Consider the following 20,763-nt stretch of genomic DNA (forward strand, 5'->3'; position numbering starts at 1 on the left):
CGTTGATTAATTAATTAGTTGATACTTTTTCAATGCATAGCTTGCAGCCCCTAAAATAGCAGCATCTTCAAAAATAGCAGAAATTTTTACTTCTAAATGAATCGTATTCTTTTTTAAATTCTGAATAAATCTTTCTTCAAAATAGGGATAAGCTTTTGCGATATTTCCTCCTAAAACTAAGACTTCAGGATGGTAATGAGCTACATTTTTTATGATAAACTCAGAAAAGGAATCGGCGTATTCATTAAATATCTGATCCTGAATTTCTTTTGGTTTATCCAATAAATCTTTGGTTCCTGAAATTTTCTCACCGGTGAGTTCTTCATAGCGATTAACAAACCATCTTGTTGCCAGATAATCTTCTGATATTGATTTTTTAAAGGGGGTATCCCATAAATCTTCATCGGTTGCTGTTTCTCCATTGTAAAAAGTAGTTCCCAAGCCTGTTCCAAGTGTTATTCCAAAAACTCTTTTGAAATCCTGAACACATCCGCCGAATACTTCTCCTTCCATAAAAGCAGCCGCATCGTTTACAAAGTGAATCTGGTTTTGATCTACTGATAACCTTTTTGCTAATTCTTCTTTAATATTAACCTGAAAGATATCGATGAATTTTCCTTGCTGCATCAGAGATATTCCGTTTTCATAGTCGAAGGGTCCGGGCATGGCAATTCCGATTATAAGATCATTTCTTACCAGATCATGAGCCGCTTTTTCAATAGCTGAAACCCATGCAGAGAAAATAGTTTCTTTATCATCAAATGAATTGACATGTTCTCTTACATACGTTGAAGTAATAATTTCTCGTTTTTCTGCATTTACCTGTGCCAGCGTAATATGTGACCCACCAATATCAATTCCTAATATATTCTGCATTGCTTTTAATTTTAATCCATTCTTTATGACTGAAAACAGACAAACAAGAATATACAACCTGTCTGCCTGTTTACAATTTAACATTATTTCAGTTAAAATATTCTGTATCTGTATTTTACTTTACAATAATCTTTCCTGATGATAATACTTCATTATTTGAAGATGTAATTTTGTAAATATAAGTACCACTTATTAAATCTTGTGTATTGATTATATTATTATTTTGACTAATATTCTGTTTTTTTGATATTTTTCCGGCGTTATCATATAATGCCACTTCTGCAGCTGAGCTGTCGTTGATTGTAAAATGAATATCATTTCCTTTTCTGACCGGATTTGGATATACGCCACTTTCTTTCAATAGATGGGTTTCTTTTGCGGATAATAAGGTAACACAAGGAACATCTGTTTTCCAGTTAGAAGCTGTCATGTTCACTAATGTTGCAAAATGCGTATTGGGTGTTGAATCCAGTGCAGCTGTTCCGCTTCCTTCGTCCATTTTCCAGTTGGCTTCGAGATTTGTTGAATTGGAAGCAACATTGCATTTATTATCTAGTATTTCCTGAGCAGACAATGCTCTTTTCCACACTCTGAATTCATCCAGAGAACCATTGATGGCGCGGGAATTATCATAATTTCTTCCCAGATAAAGAATTCCGTTTGCCGTAAAGTTACCTGTTACTTGCGAACTTGCATCCAGATTACCGTTCACATAAAGCTTCATGGACGCTCCATCATATGTGGCAGCGATATGATACCATGTGTTTGTATTGAATGAAGCATTACTGTTTAATTTTACCTGCGATGATCCAAAGCTTAATACAAACTGAAGTTTATTATTGGCAAGGTTTCCGTCTCCAAATCTCAACATTGCAGAATTACTGTCTCCTACTTCAATCCCCATTACAGATGAAATATTAGGAAAAGCTGTTTTAAATGCGTTTACTTTTACCCACCCTTCAAATGTCAAAGCATTTCCGCTTAGATTAAACTGACCTGCATTGAGATAATTTGTACTTCCGTTAAAGGAAAGTGATCTTGGACCAGGGCTTGTGATAGGTGCCAAACCACTGTTGAATGTTCCCTCTCCAGAATAAGTACTTGTAACGCCTCCATTACAAACAGCTTGTACTTTCCATACATAGTTTGTATTGGGAGTAAGATTTTGTAAGGAATAATTATTTGTAGTAATATTCTGAACCTCGTTCCATGTAGTTGCTGCCGCTGTTTTATATTGTAATGTGTAAGAAGAAGCTGTTCCTGTCCACGATAGTTGGGTTGTATTTCCAAGATAGCTTCCTGACGTTAATCCTGAAGGTATTGCACATCCGTTTCCTGAATTAAATCTTGGAGCAAAAAGATAAGTACTCGTTAATGTTGGTGAACAATTGGATTGTATTCTCCAGTCGTAATCTGTATTCAGGGTAAGATTATTAATGGTTACATTATTTCCTGAAAAATTAGTGGCAGCATTGGTCCAGACTGTTGAGTTTGCCGGCTTATAATCTATGTTATAGGTTTGAGATCCATTGGAAGTCCAGTTTAATTTGGCAGAAGTTCCTGTAATGTTACTTATATCCAATCCTAACGGCGGATCACAGCTTTGTCCTTGAGACCAAGAGTATAACTGTCCGCTGAGCTGTGTATTTTCATTGTAAAGAATATTAGAACCTGTACTTAGATAGTTGGCAACATTGGTGGAACCCAGATCATACCACATGAAGACTCCATAGCCGTCATTTTTTGTACTGGTTGCTAAGCTTGCCAGTGTAGAGGCGGAAGTAGAGCCAGAATTGGTATTTTGTATCCATACTGCGGCTGGAGAAAGCTTTGTTTTATTAAGAGGAGGCACACTTGGGACACTGTAGGTTCCATACATCGCGTTCCAGCTGTAATTGATATAATTTCCGGCTGCATCCCCGTTATAACTTTGTCTTGATGTTGCAGGTCCGTAATAGTAGAATGTGATCAGTTTATCAGGCATTGCAGCTCTAAGTTCCTGTAACAGCATTACAAAAGAGCTGTTATTAGGCTGTCCTGTTCCGTTGTTACCATATCCGGCATATTCATCATCCAGATCTACACCGTCCAGTCCGTAAGTATTGACAGTGTGGGCAACCTGTAAAGCAAAGTCTTTTGCTGCTTCACGATTGGGAAAATTTGAAATTCCCGCACCTTGGTGATTTCCTAAGATATCGAGAAGAACTTTAATTCCTTTTTGCTGTAGGGGTTTCACATAGGTGTTCACATCATTCAGCACCTTAGTAACGTTGTTATTACTTGAAATATAGGCTCTGTTTTTGGAAACATCATAATTGATATTGGCTGCAAAGATAATAGCAACATCAAAAAGCTGTCTGTTGGTGTTCTGTAATGTATAAGAACCAGCATTCAGCATATTGTTATTATTCACTTCCACATAGCAAATTCCTAGCGGATTGAGCTGCTGTGCATTGAGTTGAGACCCGATCTGAAGCATCATTGCCATCAGGGGAATAAGAAGGGATTTTTTTTTCATAATATAATTTTTTGGAAATGTTTTGTGTTAAAATTTGACATAGGTATCCTTAAGCACTTCCCTTTTGCCAAGGGAAATACTTAAAAATCAAGTCAATATAAATTCAATAAAAAATCTACGTCAGCAGTTCAGGGTTTTCATTGAAGGTTTTCCATAGCAGCTCCCCAAATAAGGTATTTGACCATGCAAACCATTCTCTGGTGAATTTCTTATCATTGTCTTTATGGAAAGATTCGTGCATGAAACCTGTACCACCGTGCGTTTTCTGTAAAGTATCAATACACCATTTGATCTCGCTCTTATCTTTGGTAGTGAGTGCTTTCATAATAATGCTCATTGGCCAGATCATATCAAGTCCAATATGTGGTCCTCCTATACCTTCTGCCAGCTTACCTTTAAAGAAGAACGGATTGTTTTCTGACCATACAAATTTTCTTGTATTCAGGTAAACAGGGTCGTCTGTTTTTACGGCATTCAGATAAGGCAGTCCTAATAAACTTGGGCAGTTGGCGTCATCCATCAGGTTATAACTTCCGAAGCCATTTACTTCAAAAGCATATATTTTCCCATACTCCGGATGATTATAAACTCCGTATTTCTTAATAGCTGCATCTACCTCATCGGCAAGATCTGTAAGCTGCTGAGCCAATGTTTTATCATTTTTTATCTGAGAAACCATTTCTGCTGCCTGGCGTAAGCTTACTACTGCAAATAAATTGGAAGGGATCAGGAATCCGTAGATCGTAGCATCATCACTCGGACGGAACATGGAGCTGATCAATCCCACAGGTTTTGTCGGATAACCATATCCTCCCATCGGAACTCCATCGGTTGCCCAAGCGGTTGTACGTTCAAATTTGTAAGGTCCCAGATCTTTCTTTCTTTGCTGTTCAATAAAAGTCTGTAAAGTAAGTTTAATTCCTTTTAACCAATTGTCATCAAAAGGTTTGGTATCTCCTGTTGTTTTCCAGAAGTGATATGCTAAACGGATAGGATAACACAATGAATCTATTTCCCATTTTCTTTCATGGGTTCCTGGTTTCATATCGGTGTGGTCATATTCTTTCCACTTGCTTATTTTGTTGTCATCGTTGTAAAACGCATTCGCATAAGGGTCTTTCAGGATGAATGTGGTTTGTTTATGAATAACTCCCGATATTAACTTGTGTAGCTTTTCATCCTGTTTTGAGAACTGAAGATAAGGAAAAACCTGTGCTGAGCTGTCACGAAGCCACATCGCATCAATATCTCCTGTAATCACATAAGTATCCGGAGTACCATTTTTTTCAGTGTAATAAACGGTAGTATCCAATGTATTTGGAAAGCAGTTTTCAAACAGCCAGCTTAATTCTTTATTTTTAACTTTCTTTTTAAAAGTTACGATTGCATTTTCTACGGATTCACTGGTAAAATGTCTTTTATCTTTAGGGACACGAACTACAGGAAAACCTTCCGTGACCAAATTTTTAGCAAAAACATTTTGTGTAAACAGCAATCCGGCTCCCGCCAATGCACTTGTTTTAATAAAATCTCTCCTTTCCATTGATACTTTTGTTTCGTTTATTTTTATTAGTCTTATTTTACAGGTTTACTTCCCATTACAAATCTCAGCTCGCCACCATTCATGATGTCGGAATGGTTCAGTTCCCAGCTTTTATACTCTTTTCCATTCAGGAACATTTTCTGAACGTAGATATTTTTATCAGAAATCTTGTCTGCAACTACAGTGAATGTTTTACCGTTCTCCAATTGTAGAGAAGCTTTTGGAAACTGAGGCGCTCCGATAGCATATACCGGTTTCCCAGGGGTAACAGGATAGAATCCTAATGATGAGAATATATACCACGCTGACATTTGTCCGCAATCTTCATTATTGACAATTCCGTCCGGTTTTGCAGCATACATATTATCACGGATGTATTTTACCATTTTCTGTGTTTTATATGGGCTTCCTGCGTAATTATATAAGTAAGGAACGTGATGTCCCGGTTCATCTCCAAACCCTAAGGAACCAATGAATCCTGAAATATCAACATGTTGTTCTCCTTCCATATTCAATGCTTCTGTAAAGGTTTTATCCAATTTTTCTTCAAAACCTTTTTTCCCGCCATACAGATTCATCATTTCATCAATCTGATGTGGAACAAAGAAGTCATACGCCCAGATATTTCCTGAAACCCAGTGGGGCTGAAGTTTTTTCCAGTCATTAAGCGCAAAATCCGCAATGAATTTTCCGTCCTTCTGTCTTGGCCAGAAGTGATTATTCTCCTTATTGAAAGTATTCAGGAAGTTCATAGATCTTTTTTTATACACTTCAGCTTCATCTTTCTTACCCAATTTTTCGGCTAATTGCTGGATGCACCAATCGTCGTAAGCGTATTCTAAAGTTGCAGAAACTGAAGCTCCATTTTCAGACGGACTGTAGCCTAATTTGATATAGTCATTAAGACCGCCGCCACCATCACTGCTGCTCATTTTATCGGTAAGAGAAGCGTCCTTCATTGCTGCGAAAGCTTTCTCACCATCAATTCCCGGTACTCCTTTGGAAATAGCATCCCAGATTACAGAAACACTGTGGTAACCCAGCATACAGAAATTGTCATATCCGCAAAGTTCCCAGATAGGCATATGATCTTTACGATCTGTATATCTGCTAATCAGAGAGTTGGCAAATTCTTTAGTATGTTTCTGATCCATAATGGTAAGCAGCGGATGTGTTGCTCTGAAGCCATCCCAATAGGAATAGGTACTGTAATTTGTAAACCATTTAGTGTTCATGTTCTCCTGAGCGGCAACATAATCTCCGTTGGTATCCATATAAAGATTTGGCGCAATAAAAGTATGATACACTCCGGTATAGAAAATTTTTCTCTGGCTTTCTGTACCTCCTGTCACCTGGAATCTCCCGATAAGGTCTCTCCAGGTCTTCTGTGCTGTTTCTTTCGCCTTCGCAAAATCAACATTTTTTGCTTCTTCATCAAAGTTTGCCTGAGCATTTTCTGTACTTACCGGAGATAGGGAAACTTTTACTTCGATGCTTTCACTGTCTTCTGTAGAGAACCTTACAAATGCTTTAGCGTCTTTTGCCAGCGCAATCTTTTCATTGTTTTTAATTTTTCCTTCTGCATAAACTCCGTAAGATTTAAAAGGTTTCGAAAATTCCATTACAAAATAAGCGAATCTTTTTCCTCCCCAACCGTTGCTATAGCAGTATCCTTTTATTTTATTATTCCCTTCTACACTCACCAAAGTATGGTAAATATTTCCGAAAATTTTATTGGTAGGATCAATAATAATATTGGCTTCTTCACTTTTAGGGAAAGTATATTTATGGAATCCTACTCTTGGAGAAGCGGTAAGTTCAGCTTTCACACCATAGCTATCTAACATTACGGAATAATATCCCGGAGATGCTGTTTCTTTATCGTGGGTGAATGTTGAACGATATCCGGAACCTGGCTGATCTTCCGTTCCCGGAGTCATTTTTACCTGTCCTACTGTTGGCATCACCAAAATATCTCCAAGATCTGCCCATCCGGTTCCACTTAGATGATTGTGACTGAATCCCATAATCGTTTTGCTGCTGTAATGGTATCCGGAACACCAATCCCAGTCTCCGCTTTTGGTATTCTGATCCGGGCTTAGCTGAATCATCCCAAAAGGTGTGGTAGCCCCCGGAAAAGTATGCCCATGTCCTCCTGTTCCTATAAAAGGATCTACCCATGATAGAACATCGTTTTTATTTTGTTGGGCATTTGCTGTAAAAACCAAAGCTGTAAAAAGGGAAATAAGCAGTTCTTTTTTCATGATAATAGAGGTCAGGATTTTTTTTAATTATAAAATTGGTTTAAAAATATGAAAACCGTTATAAAAATCATAGAAATGAAAGAAATTAAGGCATTCAACATCTTAAAAAAATTTTATATGGTTTAGATTGAATTCTTTTTCATAAAATCTATGATTTCTGAAATATATCCAAAGGCAATTGCCACCACAGTATCGGCTGCACCGTAATATACTGTTACTTTGTCACCTTCCGTTAATGCAGCACATGGGAAAACCACATTAGGGACATCACCTGTCAGCTCATAGATTTCTGCAGGAGCCAATAAATATGGTTTTGTTCTGTACAATACTTTTGTTGGATCTTCAAGATCAAGTAATGCCGCTCCCATTGAATATCTGAACCCTCTACAGGTATTGATTACTCCGTGGTAGAAAAGCAGCCACCCTTCCTCTGTTTTGATAGGAACAGGTCCTCCACCAATCTTCGTACACTGCCAGGCACTGTCTTCAAAAGGGGTTACTTTCATTACACAACGGTGTTCTCCCCAGTATTTCATATCCGGGCTGTAGCTGATATAAATATCTCCAAAAGGAGTATGCCCATTATCGCTTGGACGGCTCAGCATGGCATATTTACCATTGATTTTCTCTGGAAAAAGCACTCCGTTTCTATTGAAAGGAAGAAAAGCATTTTCACACTGGAAGAATTCTTTAAAATCAAAAGTATATCCTATCCCGATTGTTGGTCCGTTGTAACCATTACACCATGTAATCCAATAACGGTCTTCTATAAAAGTAACACGGGGATCATATTTATAATCGGATTCGATCATTTCAGTATTTCCTGCCTTCATTTCAATAGGATCATGATTAATATCCCAATTGATTCCGTCTTTACTGAACCCTGCAAAAATATTCATCTGTACGGCTTTATTATCGCAACGGAATACTCCTGCAAATCCATCTTCAAAAGGAATTACGGCACTGTTGAAAACGCTATTCGATGTAGGGATAGCATACCTGTTAATGATCGGGTTCTCGGAAAACCTCCACATAATATCATTACAATCTTCCGGGCGATCCTGCCAGGGAATCATTACTGATTGAGTTGTCATAAAGTATTTTTACTTTTATTTAATTTTGATTTAATAATTGATTTATTCTTCTTTCTGATTTTCTGAATAAGGGAAAGGAACAAATAAGGTCACAAGGAATGCAGGAATTGTAGCGACCAATACCCAGATAAAAAACATTTTATATCCAATCCAATCGCTGATCATCCCACTGAACATTCCCGGAATCATTACGCCAAGATTCATAATTCCTGTTGCAAATGCATAATGGGCTGTTTTATGTTTTCCGGGAGCAATCTGCTGCATCATATACAGCATCAATCCTACAAAACCGAACCCATATCCGAAATATTCCACCACTACAGCAATTCCTACAGGCAAAAGTTCTGTTGGCTGATAATGAGCTAAGAGCGCATAAACCACAAAAGGAATATTGAATGCACAGCACAGCCATATCAAAGATTTTTTCAAACCTCGTGCGGAAATAAAATATCCGGCAAGAACAGATCCTAATATAAAAGCTGCTGATCCGTAGGTTCCGTAAATAAGCCCAATATCTGAGGTAGATAATCCTAATCCGCCTGAAGTTCTTGGTGCCTTAAAAAATAAAGGGGCTATTTTTATAGCAAAACCTTCAGCAAAACGATACAAGACAATGAAGAGTACAGACCACAGAATATTCTTCTTAGTAAAAAAGGAGATAATGATGTCCAGCAATTCTTTACGAATATTTCCGGCTGTTTTTTCAGCCTTTTTATCCACTTCTTTATTTTCTTTTGGCAATATCAGGTAATGATAAACGCCTAATGCAAAAAAGAGTAATGCATAGATCGCCATAATGATCATCCACGCCTGGGTAATTCCTTTTGTTTTTTCTAAAATGCCTGCAAAATAGACTAATGCTCCGCTGCTGATAATTTTGGCAAGATTATAAAAGGCACCTTGCCAGCCAATATATTTTGCCTGCTCTTTATTGGTAAGAAATCCGATATAAGTTCCGTCAGCTACTACATCATGGGTTGCTCCACAAAATGCAACAACGGCAAAAAGTGCAATGCTATACTTGAAAAAATCCTGTAAGGGCAGACTTAATGCGATCAGAGCAAAGAGAATTCCCATGGCAAACTGAGTAAAAACAACAAAGAATTTTTTTGTTTTATAGATCTCCAAAAAGGGGCTCCATAGTGGCTTCAATGTCCATGAAAACATAATAAGAGCGGTCCAGAATGTGATCTTTGAATCCGAAACGCCCATGTCTTTATACATGATTCCCGATACCGCATTAATGGTCACAAAAGGTACACCCATTGCAAAATATAATGTGGATATCCAAAGAATCGGCTGAATCCGACGGGTTCCGGAGTTTTTTTTTCCCATATTTAAAAATAAAATTCTAAAAAAAGAGAACATCTCAAAGTTCATTCAGCTAAAAACGAAACTATAAATTTATCAGAGAGCCTACGTTACTCTCCTATCTGAATGAATCAGATGAATCTGAATTTGAGATGTCTCTGTATTGTTAGATGATGTTGATATTATAATTTTTTATCCCACCATAGCTTAGTTCCTCCTGTATCAGGTCCGTTAAGCATTTGTAATGCCTGCTGGTAATTATAAAGTGAAGTTTTTGTGCTGATTGTATACGGGATTCTTCGGATCATTGCTTCTGTGCTGATGGTTCCTCCGCTATCATTTTTTCTCACTTTAAAAAGGATAGGATATCCTGTTCTTCTTTGCTCAGCCCATGCTTCAGGTCCGTTCGGGTAAAGAGAAAGCCATTTTTGAGTAATAATTCTTTCCAGTTTTCTTTCATTAGAATCGGCATCATTCCATGCGATTGTAATAGTACTTAGCTGAGAATCTCCTGCGTTTATATTATTAGCTGCATTTTTAGGATCTACATATGGAGCTTCGGTATCTGTTGCGTTGGCAAGATAGCTCCCGACATCTGCACTTTTCCCCCATTCTCCGAAAGATTGCTGAACTCCGGTCTGATAGTTTATTTTTATATCTCCTGCTCCGGCATATCCTCTCAAAGCTGCTTCAGCCTTCAGGAACCATGTTTCTGCAGCAGTGAAAAGTTTAAGTTTACCATCCGTAGATGAGAAATAATCTCCAGAAGCCGCCTTTGCCTGAGGTTGTGAAAATCCGCCATAGGTTGTTTTACCATTTAATAAATCAATTCCCTGACGTATCCCAATGAATTTTCCATCTACCTGACTGTCTGTTGCCGGAATTGCGTATGCTGAAAGTCTTGGATCTTTATATCCATTCATATAAGCCATTAACGGTGCCCCGATCATACAGTCTCCCCATGAGTAGATGATAAAGCTTAATTCAGACTGTCCTACACTTATTAATGCATTATCAGCATTTTCCGTAATCAATCCTGCTGATGAAGACAATGCTTCTTCTGCATACTGCTTTGATTTTGCAGGGTCTGCATAGCTCATTCTCATTGCCATTCTTAACTTAAGCGAATTGGCAAGTTTTGCCCATTTAATCATGCTTCCACCGTATACCAGATCTGCTTTTTTCAATGCAGATTTATCTTCTACACTTTCTGTTGCCGGTGTAACGATTACTTTTTGTAAGTCATTGATTGCTGTTGTAAGATCTGCGATAAAGTAATTATATGCTTGTTCCTGAGAGTCAAAATCTGTAACTCCGTTTGCATTTGGTGTTTCATACTTACTATATACAACAGGACCATGGCTATCAGCCACTCTAGCTGCCGTAATAACTTTCAGGATTTTTTTTACCGCAAATGTTCCTGTAAAATCTACTCCCTTATAGATTCCTTTAGCTGCATTATCAATGATAATAGAATAATTGAAAATGTCCTGCTGCTTAGCAATAAGTTTACTGTTCCAGTCATCCACCATAGAATAAGTAAGGTTATTTACTCCACCGTTGAATGGAGTTGCAGTACTGAACATTCCACTGTACATATCTGCACTAAGGTTCGGATAACGCTGATAATCTGCCTGCAACCCTCTTTGTATAGATTTCATGGGGTCTACCACGGCATAAAAATCAGCATAAAATTCTCCAGGTCCTCCTAATTTCTCCTGATTATATTCTTCAAAGTCATTGGTACATCCTACAGCAGAAAATAATGCTATTGCTCCGAATGTTACTATTTTAATGGTATTGATTTTCATTTTGTAATTGTAAAAGTTAGAAGTTTGCCTTTAATGATAATCCTATAGAACGGGTAACCGGTAGTCCGAATGAATCTACTCCTACCCCTCCAGGTGTATTTCCGGACACTTGTTCAGGATCAAATGGTGCTTTTTTATAGAAGAAAAATAAATTAGTTCCCACTAAGCTTACCGTAGCATTTTTCATATATTTTGAATTGATATCAAAAGTATACGAAACAGAAGCCTGACGTAAACGTATTGTTGTAGCACTGTACATATAAGCTTCATCAATTCCTTTTGCATACCCTTCTGATGTACCTACAGCCTTATAATAATCCTGAGGATTTGTTAAACCTGTATAAGCCTGACCTGCATTAGGGGTTCCCGGTGCATATACCGCATTAGGAACAGATACTCCTCCCGCATCTCTTGCATCAGCAGAAGCTTTACTAACTCCGTATAAATCATTAGCCTTTTCTGTAAGGGAAAGAACTTTACCTCCAAATTTACCGTCAATAAGGAAGGAAACTCCAAGTTTACCGATGTTAAATGAATTATTAAATCCAAGGATAAATTTAGGATTCGGGTTTCCAAGATAAGCAGGTGTTCCTTCTGCTAACGGAACTCCTTTTTCATTCACTAAAATGCGTCCCTGATCATCTCTTTTGAATTTTATACCATAAATATCTCCGAAAGATCCGCCCAATTTAAGTCTTGTATAATCTCCTCCTCCCGTTAATGAAAATAGCTGATCTTCTTTAATGCTTAAACTTGAAGGGAAAAGCTCAACAATTTTATTTTTGTTTGCCGATGCATTTACCATAGTTGTCCAGCCAAATTTTTCAGAATTAAAAATTTTGTAGGATAAAGAAGATTCAAAACCTGTATTTCTGATCTTTCCTGCATTAATGTAATAGGATCCCGGTGCCAACCCTCCTAAATTTGAAGAAATAGACGTTTCCAGCAGCTGGTTACTTGTATTGGAATTATAATAAGTAATATCAAAGCTTAGTCTGTTGTTCAACATTCTTATTTCGGTTCCTGCTTCAAATGTTTTATTAAGCTCCGGTCTTGGAAGTAAAGCTTCAAAACCAGCTCCCGTTGCAAAAGAACTTTTAGGATATACAATAGTTCCGGCATCTACTCCATAAGCATACCCTTTATTGTATTCTATCATTGCATTGGAAATATTGGTAGGTAATCCTAATCCGACAGTTGCATACGATCCTCTTACTTTCCAGAAATTAATCGTCTCCGGAAGCTTGAAAATAGAAGATAATATTGCGTTTGCTCCTATCGATTCGTAATCAACTCCTTTTTGATCTGTCAAGCTTAACGTAGAATCCCAGTCATTTCTGAAGGTCATATCTACATAAAACATGTTTTTATATCCTAATGAAGCACTTGCAAATACAGACTGTACCTGCTTTTTCATATTCGTGTAAATATGATGATAACCATCTCCGGGTGACCTGTTTACATTCCACTGGAGGTTATTTGCAGTGAAAAGGTTCGGCACCGCCAGATAAGCATTATCAATCTGAGTAATTTTGTTTCTTGTAGTATTGATACTTCCTCCTACCGTAAAATCTAGAGAAATAGCATCATTTAGCTTAGGGCTACCTATTAACAAGACATCTCCGTACGTAGAAGAGTTTTCATAAATATTTTTAAGCATTCTTCCATTAGCGCCTTCTGCCAGTAAACTTGGTGCTGAGAAAGCAGCTATATCACGTTGGCTATCCGATGTATTCCAGCTATAATTTCCTCTTACCCTCGCAGACAACCACGGATTGATCTGATAAGATAATGAAAGTGCCCCGTAAGCATTTTTATTGCTTACCGTCACAGGATTTCTGTTTAAGATCCAATATGGATTTTGTGTCGCTGGGTTTCCTTTGAAAGAACCGCTTGGATTCACTTCCCACCAATTCTGGGCAGGTAAATATCTCGTTTTATCCCAAATAGTATAATTGTCAGGACCGTATTGATCAAAATTTACTCCTCTTGGCAGCCAGTATAAACTTGTTAAAGGAGAAAAAGAAGCTCCCGGAGTCTGCCTGTTTTTACTTTCCTGCAATGATCCAATAAAATTAGCATCTAATGTCAATTTATCATCCAGAAACTTACTTGAATTTCTGAAAGAGATATTGTACTGATCAAAATATGACATTGGAACTACACCTTTGTTGGTAGTATTCCCGATAGAGAAATAATTTGTTGATTTTTCGTTTCCGGATTGAAAAGAAAGGCTGTTCACCCATGTAGTTCCGGTTTGCAGAAAGTCTTTAAGATAATCTTTTGATGTTCCTTTTGCACCCCAGCTGTATATAGATTGTCCAGGTTGCTGATCCGGCACAGATGGATCGTATGACAAATAGCTGTGTTGTAGTTTTGGAAGACTATAAGCTCTCTCTACGGTAAGGCTGGTGCTATAAGTAATGGAACTTTTGCCCATTTTTCCCTTTTTAGTCGTAATCAGGATAGCACCGTTTCCACCAGCTGAACCATACAACGCAGAAGCAGAAGCTCCTTTCAGGAAATTGATGCTCTCAATATCGTCAGGATTGATAGAACTTAAAACATCTCCCGGATCCGGCATATTGGAATATTGCCCGATATCTGCTGATTTTCCGGTTCCATTTATAATAGGAATCCCGTCAATTACATACAGAGGCTGGCTATTGGAGACCGATTTATTTCCTCTCATCACTACCCTTACCGAGCTTCCTACACCATTGGTCCTATTGATTTGTACATTGGAAACTTTTCCGTTAATAGAATTTAAAAGGTTAGGTGTTTTCACTTCTGTCAGCTCATCGCCACCAATCTGCTGGCTGGAGTAAGTAAGCGAACGAGCCTGTCTTTTAACCCCCAAAGAGGTGACTACGACCTCCTGAATATCGGTTGTCTTCGTAGTATCGGCTGTTTTTTTCTCCTGCGCGTTAGCAGAAAGTGAAAAAACGAATAGAACCGGTATAACTGCTTTTCTCATAAGGCTTAGATTAGTTAGATTTAATTGAGAATCAATGACATTACTTTATAAATTGAATACAAATGGTTTATTAAATTTTAAACAATATTTTATTGTTTTAACATTCAATTATTTAAAGTTTTGTTAAGATTTAATTCACATTCACAAATCTAAATTTTGTTGTCAGCCTGATATAATGCTATTTTATCATAAAACGATATTATTTTTTCAGCAATTAAAAAAACACATAAGTAAAGCACTAAATACCAATACATTAAAACAAACTCTCAACATTAAAAAAAAGAGAGTTTATCTTATATTTTTTTCAAAAAAGAATTAGAAAATAACTGCTAAAATAAGGTCTATTCAATCTTTTTCACTCCCTTAAACTGTTCTCTGAATTCTGTGGGAGTCGTGTTTTTAATCGATTTAAAAACTTTGTTGAAATTGGCAATATTATTAAATCCTGATTCGAAAGCAATTTCAAAAACAGTAAGATTTTTTTCCATTAACCATCTGGCAGCATAGCTAATTCTGATTTCATTCAGATAATTAATAAAAGTTTTTCCCGTTCTTTTTTTGATAAACCTATTGAATGTGACATTACTCATATTCACCAATGCAGCAACGGTATCAAGCGTTATTTTATTTTCAAAATTCTCATGCACAAAATCATGTATAACCTTCATCTTATCATTATCTACAAAGGTTTCAAGTTCTATGCTGTAAGAAGACAGTAAAGTTTTGTCCTCGGCTGTGGCAAGCTCGTTGAGAATCTTCATTATCTCGATAAAGGACTCAAAGCTGTTCATCTTGGAAAGATTTAAAAACGAATCTTTTAGTTTCTCAGCCGTTTCCGTTGAAAAAAGAATCCCTCTAATGGAATCCTTCATCAGATTATTGATTGGTTTAAGGATATTTTTCTGCATCATAGACTGATTAAAGAAATCCTGATTGAACTGTATCGTAATTTCGTGGGTCTTTCTATTTTTGCATCTGTAGTTTGCCCAGCAATGCGGCAGATTGGGTCCTATTAATACCAGCTCCAGGTTACCAATTTCTCCTGTGTGATCTCCTATCATTCTGCGGTATCCTTTTCCTTTGTATACAAAATTGATCTCAATTTCAGGATGATAATGATAGGGAAATTCAAAGGATTCCTTAATTCTGTCAAATACCAGAAAACTATCTTCAGGAGATAGTGGAGTTATTTCTCGTAGAATATTTTCTAATCCATTCATACAGACCATTTTCAAGAAAGGTTAATAAATATCGGGGTGAAGTACAATTCATGGTAAAATTGATAAAATATTATTAATTTTTACGTATAATTTTTTATTTTCATCAGAAATTTATCCCTCTATCTTTCCGTCATCTTACATAATGTTTTTTGTATCTTTAAATAAAATTTAGAATAGTTTTCAATAACATCACATTAATATTAAACAAAATATCATCGTATGAAACGTAATGCAACAGCCGTTTGGAACGGAACCATTAAAGAAGGGAAAGGACATTTAACCACTCAAAGTACAACATTGAACGAAACTCAGTATTCTTTCAACAGCCGTTTTGCTGATGGCGTAGGAACTAATCCTGAAGAATTGCTGGCAGCAGCGCATGCTGGATGTTTCACGATGAAACTGGATGCAGAACTTTCACAGGCGGGTTATAATCCTGAAGAATTAAAAACTACTTCTGTCATTACCCTTGACCCAAGTATTGGAAAAATTACAAAATCAGAATTGACATTAACAGCAAAAGTTCCTGGAATTTCTGAGGAAGAATTTCAAAAGTTTGCTAAAATCGCTGAAGAAGGATGCCCTGTAAGTGCAGCATTTAATTTTGAAATTACCCTGAATGCCACTTTAGCTTAAAACATAAAGACGATCAAAAATAAGTCCGGATTTAAAAGTCCTGACTTATTTTTTAAAATAAAATATACCGATTGGTATATTTTTGTATATTTGCATTATAATTAAGCACTTAAAATGTCTAAAGCAGAAAAGACAAAGCAATTCATCATTGAGAAAACAGCAACTTTATTTAATACTAAAGGCTATAGCGCAACCTCATTGTCAGATATTACCCAGGCTACAGGGCTGACTAAGGGAAGCATTTACGGAAACTTTGAGAATAAAGATCAGGTAGCTATTGAAGTATATAAATATAATGCTGCACTTTTAAGCAGAGTGATGAATCAATCGCTTGGGGAACAATATTCAACCTCAACGGAAAAACTGCATGCGTTTGTAACATTTTACAGGGAAAATTGGCGTTCTGTATTTTCAAATGGAGGCTGCCCTTTAATGAATGCCGCAACGGAGGCTGACGATTCTTTTCCTATCCTTAAAAAGTGTGTGCAGCAGTCTTTCACACTGTGGTCTGAAAAAATTACTTCGGTGATTAGAAAGGGACAACAATCCGGAGAGCTGAAGCAATCAATACATGCAGAGGAATATACTTCTTTGTTTATTATGCTTATTGAAGGAGGAATTTTACTGTCCAAAACCATGGATAATGAAAAGTTTCTGAATCAGGCATTAGATAAGATCAATCACATGATCGACCATGAATTAACTATTCTTCCATCATAAATTTCACAATATGGAAACAAAAAAAGTAGCAATCGTAGGATACAATAGAATTCCATTTGCAAGAATGAATACAGCCTACACAGAGAAAGGCAATCAGGAACTATTACTGGCTTCTCTTAACGGATTGATAGAGAAATATCAACTCAAGGGAAAATTACTCGGAGAAGTGGCTGGTGGCGCTGTTATCAAACATATTTCTGAAAGTAACCTCATCAGGGAAACCGTAATGAATACTTCATTGGATCCTGCTACTCCGGCTTGTGATCTTCAACAGGCTTGTGATACGGGAATAGAAGCAGCTATTTACATCGGGAACAAAATAGCTTTGGGTCAAATCGAAAGTGGTATCGCCTGTGGTGTAGAAGCGATGAGCAATATACCTTTTGAATCTTCACCCCGTCTGAGAAAAGCTCTTTTAAATGCCAATAAGGAAAAATCTGTATTGGGAAAGGTAAAACAACTACTCAGTCCAAAACTGAAAGACTGGATGCCTGTTCCTTATAAGGGACAGGAGCCTAAAACAGGATTGGTAATGGGTGAACATACGGAAATTACAGCAAAATATTACAATATTTCAAGAGAGGATCAGGATGAGCTGGCACTGAAAAGTCATCAGAATATGGCAAAAGCTTATGATGAAGGATTCTTTGATGATATGATTACTCCTGCATTCGGTTTGGATAAAGATAATAATCTGCGTCGTGATACCAGCCTTGAAAAACTATCTCAATTAAAACCTGCCTTTGATAAACAAAACGGAACTTTGACAGCCGGAAACTCCACTCCTTTTACTGATGGTGCATCAGCCGTTTTACTGGCAAGTGAAGAATGGGCAGCAGCAAACAATTTGCCTATACTGGCTTACATCACCTTTTCTGAGCTGGCAGGAATAGAATACGTGGAAAACAAGCAGAATTTATTATTAGCGCCTGTTTTTGCTGCCGAAAGAATGCTGAAAAAAGCAGGAATGAATCTGGAAGATTTTGATTACTATGAAATTCACGAAGCTTTTGCGGCACAGGTTTTAGCAACGATTAAAATCTGGGAAAATGATGACCTTGCGAAGCAGTTTGGATTGGAAAAAGCTCTTGGAAAGATAGATCGCAGCAAACTGAATGTAAAGGGAGGAAGCCTTGCAGCCGCGCATCCATTTGCAGCTACGGGAGGTAGAATTATAGGAACTTTAGCCAAGCTTTTAAGTGATAAAGGCAGCGGAAAAGGATTTATTTCGATCTGTGCAGCGCGGGGACAAGGAGTTACCATGATCATAGAAAAGTAAATCAAAGGAACAAATATTCGTTATGCTATAAATAATATACCTAATTATTCGTCCGTAGCGAAAGAAAAATGATAATATTGCAAACGCAAAACACAGCGTTGAAAGAAATATGTGATATGAAGCATGGGTAAATCACCTTTATCCCATAAAAAATCTAATCGGTTAAAATCAATAACTATATGAAGAGAGTTGTCATTACAGGATTGGGAGCAGTAACTCCTCTTGGAAATAATGTCGAAGAATTCTGGCAAAACAGTATTAATGGAGCTAGCGGAGCGGGGTTAATTACTCATTTCGATTCTGAAAAATTTAAGGTACACTTTGCGTGTGAGCTTAAAGGATTTGATCCAAAGGTATATCTTAACCACAACGAAATCAAAAGAAGTGATCTTTTTACACAATATGCAATGTATGCTTCGGCTGAAGCATTACAGGATTCAGGATTGGAACTTGAAACAATGGATCCTTTTGACACAGGAGTAATCTGGGGAACCGGACAAGGCGGAATGTGGACTTTTGAAAAGGAGGTAATGGATTTTGCACAAGGTGATGGTTCACCACGTTTCAATCCGTTCTTTGTTCCTAAGTTTATTGCCAATATGGCTTCCGGAATGATCTCTATGAAATACGGTCTGCAGGGAATCAATTATACAACGGTTTCCGCATGTGCTACAGGAAATACAGCATTGATGGACGCTTTCAACTATATCCGTCTTGGAAAAGCAAAAGTAATCATCAGCGGAGGTTCCGAAGCAGCTATTACCCCTGCCTCAATAGGTGGTTTCTCTGTTATGAAAGCTATGTCTACCAGAAATGACGACTTTGCAACAGCCAGCCGTCCTTACGATGCAGACAGAGATGGTTTCGTAATGGGTGAAGGTGCCGGAGCTTTAATCCTTGAAGAGTATGAACATGCAGTGGCAAGAGGAGCAAAAATCTATGCAGAATTAGCAGGGGCAGCAATGACGGCAGATGCTTATCACATGACGGCACCTCATCCGGAAGGTGTGGGAGCTATTAAAGCTATGCAGTTAGCCGTAAAAGAAGCGGGTGTGAATATGGAGGACATCGATTATATCAATCCACATGCTACTTCTACTCCATTAGGAGATCTGATTGAATTAAAAGCAATCAATAAGGCTTTTAAAGGAAATAAAAAGCTTGACATCAGTGCTACAAAGTCTATGACCGGGCATTTATTAGGAGCGGCAGGAGCCGTTGAAGCAATTCTTTCCATTAAAGCTATTGAAAAAGGTATTATTCCTCCTACCATCAATCTTCACAGCATTGATGAGAATATTCCGAAAGATATTAATATCGTATTCGGAGAAGCTAAGGAAAAAGAAATCAATTTTGCATTAAGTAATGCTTTTGGTTTTGGAGGACATAATGCTACTTTAGTTTTCAAAAAGTTCAGCTAGTGCTGAAATGAAAATAATTTTCAATCCCTGTGTTTTTACATAGGGATTTTTTATTTTACTTCGCTGATAGAGTAAAAACCTAGATTTTATGTCAAAAAAAAGCAGCCGGCTGGCTGCTTCAACATGTAACGAATCTATATATACTCTTTAAAAAGAGATGTATTAAAATTACTGAGCATCGCGTACGAAAAAGTCATCAGCATTTTCTGCTATAGGAATATATAATCTTTCCCATTCTTTACTTTTCACCATATCCCAGCTGTGACCTGTTCCTATAAGATCTTCAGCAAGAAGTACTACGCCCGGTTTTATCATGAAAGTAGAACCATCTGTCACCTTAAATCTGATATTTCCTTTGATGGTAATAACATACTGTCTTCTGGGCGCAGGATGAGCATTCTTCTCCCATTCTTCTGTTTTATTACTCATCCAGAAAGTTGTTGTATTCATGTGTTTGAGAGTCGGAATCTTTCCTTTTTCAAAAGTACACGAGCCATCCGGATTATTAATTAATCTTACAGCAGGAATAAACTCTGTAGATTCTTCCGGGGTTACACTCACGTTTTTATGATTTTTATGTTGTGCATTCATAAATCCTACGGTGCTTAATGCCAAAATAAGGCTGAAGCTTTTAATGATTTTTTTCATTATAAATTTAAATTTTATTTTTAATTATATACAGTATCGTGAACTAACATTCTCTCAAAGAATGGCTTATATTTTTGCACCAGTGCGAGATGTTCAGGAAGTTGCCCGTAAGCTTCCAGTTCTTCAAGGCTGTCAAATTCCATAGAAGCATTATAGGTAAACGTATTATCCAAAACATTTCTTGGGCTTGAAGCTGCTGGCTTTCCGTAACGGAGATTTTTCTGGTAAGGGAGTTTTTTAAGACCTTCAAAAAAGTTTTCAAACTCTTTAACTTGTTGCTCCGAAAGGTCTTTTCTGAGCCAGAATAATAAATAATGGAAGTACATTTTTTTCTTTTTTATAGGATTAAACATAGGTAAAGCAGAGGCAAATATATTTCCGGAAATAAGTAACATAGCTGAAGCTTGTACCGAACGGAATAAAAATTTTCTTCTCTCCATAGTCA

The 20,763-nt window shown here is 37.2% G+C and carries 15 protein-coding genes; 4 read left to right on the top strand and 11 right to left on the bottom strand.

Features of this window, described 5'->3' with window-relative positions:
- Positions 1–6: 6 nt before the first annotated feature.
- The 9 genes from AC5YGG_RS01395 to AC5YGG_RS01435 form a co-directional block, all read right to left on the bottom strand.
- A complete protein-coding gene (locus tag AC5YGG_RS01395) occupies positions 7–876 on the bottom strand; it encodes an ROK family protein (protein WP_496142629.1) in 870 nt (289 codons plus the stop codon).
- Between the two features lie 115 nt (positions 877–991).
- A complete protein-coding gene (locus AC5YGG_RS01400; RefSeq protein WP_496142630.1) occupies positions 992–3,394 on the bottom strand; it encodes an endo-beta-N-acetylglucosaminidase H in 2,403 nt (800 codons plus the stop codon).
- 115 nt (positions 3,395–3,509) lie between these two features.
- Positions 3,510–4,937: a glycoside hydrolase family 125 protein gene (locus AC5YGG_RS01405; protein ID WP_496142631.1), complete on the bottom strand. Its 1,428-nt coding sequence runs from the start codon at positions 4,935–4,937 to the stop codon at positions 3,510–3,512.
- Between the two features lie 32 nt (positions 4,938–4,969).
- On the bottom strand, positions 4,970–7,201 hold the full coding sequence (locus AC5YGG_RS01410) for a GH92 family glycosyl hydrolase (protein ID WP_496142632.1): 2,232 nt from the start codon (positions 7,199–7,201) through the stop codon (positions 4,970–4,972).
- A gap of 122 nt (positions 7,202–7,323) precedes the next feature.
- Entirely contained in the window at positions 7,324–8,295 is a 972-nt protein-coding gene (locus AC5YGG_RS01415; RefSeq protein ID WP_496142633.1) for a glycoside hydrolase family 130 protein, read from the bottom strand.
- 42 nt (positions 8,296–8,337) lie between these two features.
- The gene (locus tag AC5YGG_RS01420; protein WP_496142634.1) at positions 8,338–9,630 is read right to left on the bottom strand and encodes an MFS transporter; all 1,293 of its coding nucleotides are present in this window, start codon (positions 9,628–9,630) and stop codon (positions 8,338–8,340) included.
- 158 nt (positions 9,631–9,788) lie between these two features.
- Entirely contained in the window at positions 9,789–11,417 is a 1,629-nt protein-coding gene (locus AC5YGG_RS01425; protein ID WP_496142635.1) for a SusD/RagB family nutrient-binding outer membrane lipoprotein, read from the bottom strand.
- Positions 11,418–11,433: 16 nt separating this feature from the next.
- On the bottom strand, positions 11,434–14,394 hold the full coding sequence (locus AC5YGG_RS01430; RefSeq protein ID WP_496142636.1) for a SusC/RagA family TonB-linked outer membrane protein: 2,961 nt from the start codon (positions 14,392–14,394) through the stop codon (positions 11,434–11,436).
- A gap of 341 nt (positions 14,395–14,735) precedes the next feature.
- Positions 14,736–15,614, bottom strand: a complete 879-nt coding sequence (locus AC5YGG_RS01435; protein WP_496142637.1) for an AraC family transcriptional regulator — start codon at positions 15,612–15,614, stop codon at positions 14,736–14,738.
- Positions 15,615–15,833: 219 nt separating this feature from the next.
- Here AC5YGG_RS01435 and AC5YGG_RS01440 point away from each other — a divergent pair, with 219 nt between their 5' ends.
- The 4 genes from AC5YGG_RS01440 (at position 15,834) to fabF (ending at position 19,670) form a co-directional block, all read left to right on the top strand.
- Positions 15,834–16,250 carry an OsmC family protein gene (locus AC5YGG_RS01440; RefSeq protein ID WP_496142638.1) on the top strand — a complete coding sequence of 139 codons (417 nt, stop codon included), beginning with the start codon at positions 15,834–15,836 and terminating at the stop codon, positions 16,248–16,250.
- Positions 16,251–16,364: 114 nt separating this feature from the next.
- Positions 16,365–16,970 carry a TetR/AcrR family transcriptional regulator gene (locus tag AC5YGG_RS01445; RefSeq protein WP_496142639.1) on the top strand — a complete coding sequence of 202 codons (606 nt, stop codon included), beginning with the start codon at positions 16,365–16,367 and terminating at the stop codon, positions 16,968–16,970.
- 10 nt (positions 16,971–16,980) lie between these two features.
- Positions 16,981–18,249 (top strand): acetyl-CoA C-acetyltransferase, encoded by a 1,269-nt coding sequence (locus AC5YGG_RS01450; RefSeq protein WP_496142640.1) that lies wholly within the window; start codon positions 16,981–16,983, stop codon positions 18,247–18,249.
- Between the two features lie 179 nt (positions 18,250–18,428).
- Positions 18,429–19,670: a beta-ketoacyl-ACP synthase II gene (fabF, locus tag AC5YGG_RS01455; protein ID WP_496142641.1), complete on the top strand. Its 1,242-nt coding sequence runs from the start codon at positions 18,429–18,431 to the stop codon at positions 19,668–19,670.
- A gap of 168 nt (positions 19,671–19,838) precedes the next feature.
- On the opposite strand, the gene AC5YGG_RS01460 is transcribed toward fabF, so the two are convergent.
- Together AC5YGG_RS01460 and AC5YGG_RS01465 are read right to left on the bottom strand one after the other, a co-directional pair.
- Complete coding sequence (locus AC5YGG_RS01460) at positions 19,839–20,318, bottom strand: cupin domain-containing protein (RefSeq protein WP_496142642.1); 480 nt, start codon at positions 20,316–20,318, stop codon at positions 19,839–19,841.
- 20 nt (positions 20,319–20,338) lie between these two features.
- Complete coding sequence (locus tag AC5YGG_RS01465) at positions 20,339–20,758, bottom strand: Dabb family protein (RefSeq protein ID WP_496142643.1); 420 nt, start codon at positions 20,756–20,758, stop codon at positions 20,339–20,341.
- Between the last annotated feature and the right edge of the window lie 5 nt (positions 20,759–20,763).

Source organism: Chryseobacterium sp. CS2K3 (assembly GCF_059515185.1).